General features: G+C 70.4%; 2 protein-coding genes. One reads left to right on the top strand and one right to left on the bottom strand.

The features are described 5' to 3' along the window. A partial coding sequence (locus VF289_RS04825) for a DNA topoisomerase IV subunit A (RefSeq protein WP_330881654.1) occupies nucleotides 1-2450 on the bottom strand: 2450 nt, incomplete at its 3' end. Nucleotides 2451-2552: 102 nt separating this feature from the next. Between VF289_RS04825 and VF289_RS04820 the strand changes: the two genes are divergently transcribed. Beyond that, nucleotides 2553-3866 (top strand): GNAT family N-acetyltransferase (locus VF289_RS04820; protein WP_330881652.1); only part of this gene is annotated, 1314 nt, incomplete at its 3' end.

Raw genomic sequence — 3866 nt, 5'->3', positions numbered from 1 at the left:
ACGGCCGCGATCGGCACCGCCACCGGAGTCCCGGAACCGTCGCGGCGGCCCGTCGGCTCCGGCAGGTCGATCGGCTGCCCCGCCTCCGAGCAGGCGCGGGCCGGATGCGGCACCACCCAGGCACCGATCAGGGAATCCTCGCCGCGCAGGAAGCGGTGGCAGCGCATCCCGGCCGTGGCGCGTCCCTTGGCCGGGAACTCGGAGAGCGGGCTGACCTTGAGCGAGCCCGTCTGGAGCAGGGGAAGGGTGGTCGAGCTGCCCGCCACCGTGACGACGTCCGCTGCGGCCGTCACATCGATCGTGCCGAAGGAGATGACGTGGTCCTCGCCCGCCAGCTTGATCCCGGCCACTCCGCCGGCGGTGCGGCCCTGGGGTCGGATCCCGGAGGCGGGGAAGTGGAGCAGCTGCGCCTCGGCGGTGAGGAAGACCAGATCGAGGTCCTCGTCCTGCTCGAGGTCGACGACGCCGACCACGGCGTCCCCGTCCTTCAGCGAGATGATCTCGAAGCCGTCGGTCCGCGGGAAGTCGAGCTGGACCCGCTTGACCACGCCGTGACGGGTGCCGAGAGCGATCGCTCCGCCGCGGGCCAGATCGTCCTCGCCCAGCCGGATCAGTCCCAGCGGCCGCTCCTCCCGCTCGAGGTCGATGAGATCCGCGAGCCGGGTGCCGCCGGCCAGTGAGGGGGCCCCGTTCGTGGGCGCCAGAGAGGGCAGATCCACCACCGAGAGGCGCAGCACCCGGCCCTGGTCGGTGACGACGCCGACCGTCGAACGGGTGCTGGAGCGCACGTCGGAGACGATCACGTCATGGGAGCCGCGCGGCCCCTCCCGCAGCAGGGGACCCTCGCCCGTGACGCGGGCGATCAGCCCGGTCCCGGTCAGCAGCACGCCGCAGGGCTCGTCGGCCACCTCGAGGGAGGTGCCCGCCACCACGGCAGGCTTGTCGCTCGCTTCCAGCAGCACCGTGCGACGGGAGTCGCCGTGCTCCGCGGCCACCGTCGCGAGCTCCTCGGAGACCAGCGCGCGCAGCACGGCCTCGGATCCCAGGATCTCCTCGAGTTGCTCGATCTCGCGGCGCAGGTCGTCTCGCTCGGCCTCCAGGTCGATCTGCGAGAACTTGGTCAGGCGGCGCAGCCGCAACTCGAGGATGTACTCGGCCTGCAGCTCGGAGAGGTCGAAGACGCTCATCAGCCGGGTGCGCGCGGTCTCGGCGTCATCGCTGCTGCGCACGATCTGGATGACCTCGTCGATGTCGACGATCGCCAGCAGCAGGCCCTCGACCAGGTGCAGGCGCGCCCTGCGCCTGCTGAGCCGGTGCTCGGTGCGGCGCCGCACCACTCGCAGCCGGTGGTCGACGAACACCTCCAGCAGCTGCTTCAGGCCCAGGGTGCGCGGCTGGCCGTCGACCAGCGCCACGTTGTTGATGCCGAAGTTCTCCTCCAGCGGCGTGTACTTGTACAGCTGCTGCAGCACGGCCTCGGGATCGAAGCCCGACTTCACCGTCATCACCAGGCGCAGGCCGTGGTGGCGGTCGGTGAGATCCTGATAGTCGGTGATGCCCGTGACGCGCTTGGCCTGCACCGCATCGCGCAGCTTCTCGGCCAGTCGCTCCGGACCCACCTGGTACGGCAGCTCGGTGACCACGATGCCCTTGCGACGGGAGGTGACGTTCTCGATCCGCGTGGTGGCGCGCATCTTGAACGATCCGCGGCCGGTGCGGTACGCGTCCCGGATCCCCTCCAGCCCCACGATCCGGCCGCCAGTGGGCAGATCGGGCCCGGGCACGAACCGCATCAGCTCCTCGAGCTCCGCCTCCGGGTGCTCGATGAGATGCCGGGCGGCGGCGATGGTCTCGACGAGGTTGTGCGGCGCCATGTTCGTGGCCATGCCGACAGCGATCCCCGAGGCGCCGTTGACCAGCAGATTGGGGTACTGGGCTGGGAGAACGTCCGGCTGCAGCAGCTGGTTGTCGTAGTTGGGGATCATGTCCGAGACGTCCTCGTCCAGCGAGTCCGTCATCAGCAGCGCCGCCTTGGCCAGACGTGCCTCCGTGTACCGCGCGGCGGCCGGGCCGTTGTCCAGGGAGCCGAAGTTGCCGTGCCCGTCGACCAGCGGCATGCGCATGTTGAAGCTCTGCGCCATCCGCACCAGAGCGTCGTAGATGGCGGTGTCGCCGTGGGGGTGGAGCTTGCCCATCACCTCGCCGACCACGCGCTGGCTCTTCACGTGGCCCTTGTCGGGACGGAGCCCCATCTCGGCCATCATGTACAGGATGCGGCGCTGGACCGGCTTGAGGCCGTCACGGGCGTCCGGGAGCGCACGGGAGTAGATCACGGAGTACGCGTACTCGAGGAACGACGTCTCCATCTCACTGGTGACATCGATGTCGACGATGTTCCGGTCGACTGCCTCGTCTCCGGTGGGAGGGGTGGTGCTGCGTGATCTGGCCATGGAGGACATCATGGCGCATGACCGGCCACGATCCCGGGAACTCGGGGCCGGGACGGGACGTGAATCCCGTCAAGCCCGGGGCGGCGACGATAGGATCTGGCCATGGTGGACAGACGCGACGGCCTGCGGTCCCTGCGCCGTCGAGCGCGGGGCGACGACGAGGGCGAGCCCACCTATCCGGCGCACTGGGAGGCCGACATCGCCCTGCGCGACGGCTCTGCCGCGCACCTGCGCCCGATCCTGCCCACCGACGCCGAGGCGCTCCAGGACTTCCACCAGCGCCAGTCCGAGCGGTCGAGGTATCTGCGCTTCTTCGCCGCGATGCCAAGGCTGTCCCCGCGGGACCTCGCCCGCTTCACGCACGTCGACCACATCGACCGCGTGGCCTTCGTGGTCCTGGCAGGTGCGGAGATCATCGCCGTCGGCCGGTACGACCGCATCTCCCCGGACTCGGCGGAGGTCGCGTTCAACGTCTCGGACTCCCGTCAGGGCTCGGGGCTCGCCTCCGTCCTCCTCGAGCATCTGGCGGCCGCAGCCCGGGAGCGGGGCATCCACCGCTTCACCGCCGAGGTGCTCCCGGAGAACACCAAGATGATCAAGGTCTTCACTGAGACCGGCTACGACGTCGAACGGAGGCTGGATGACGGCGTGGTGATGGTCTCTTTCCAGATCGATCCCACCGCCCGGTCCCTCGAGGTGATGGCCGAGCGGGAGCATCGGGCCGAGGCGCGGGCGATGGAGCGGCTGCTGCATCCCGAGTCCGTGCTGCTGATCGGCGTCTCCTCCCGCGAGGACTCCGCGGGCGGCCGATTCCTCACGGCGCTCGAGGGGTCGGGCTACACCGGCACCGTCCATCTGGTCTCCCGCGATGCGCTCGAGCTGCGCGGGCGGCGGACCTGGTCGCGGGTGGTGGATCTGCCCGGGTCCGTGGATCTCGCCGTGATCGCGCTGCGCCCCGAGGCCTGTCTGGAGGCCATCGAGGAGTGCGCCGCGATCGGGGTGCGCAGCGTGGTGATCCCCACCGAGGGCTTCGCCGACAGCGACCACGGGGGCCAGCTGCAGCGACAGCTGGTGACACGTGCGCGACGCCATGGGATGCGCCTGCTGGGCCCTGGCTCGCTCGGGATCCTGCGCACCGGAGAGGACCCGATCAGCCTCTCCCTCGCCCCGCGCATGCCCCGGGCCGGCAGGGCCGCGCTCGCCGGACAGTCCAGCGCCCTGTCGGCGATGCTGCTGGCGGGCACCGATGCCCGGGGCATCGGGCTGCACGAGTTCGTCGGCGTCGGCAATCGTGCGGACGTCTCCCTCAACGACACCCTCCAGCACTGGGAGGATGACGAGCACGTGGGGGTTATCGGCCTCGCCCTGGAGTCGATGGGCAATCCGCGCAAGTTCACCCGGATCGCGCGCCGCCTC

It is taken from the genome of Brachybacterium sp., assembly GCF_036379615.1.
In the GTDB taxonomy this organism is placed as follows: Bacteria; Actinomycetota; Actinomycetes; order Actinomycetales; family Dermabacteraceae; genus Brachybacterium.
Note: the sequence above shows the minus strand (reverse complement) of the source record. Positions and strands in the feature narration are given on the sequence as shown.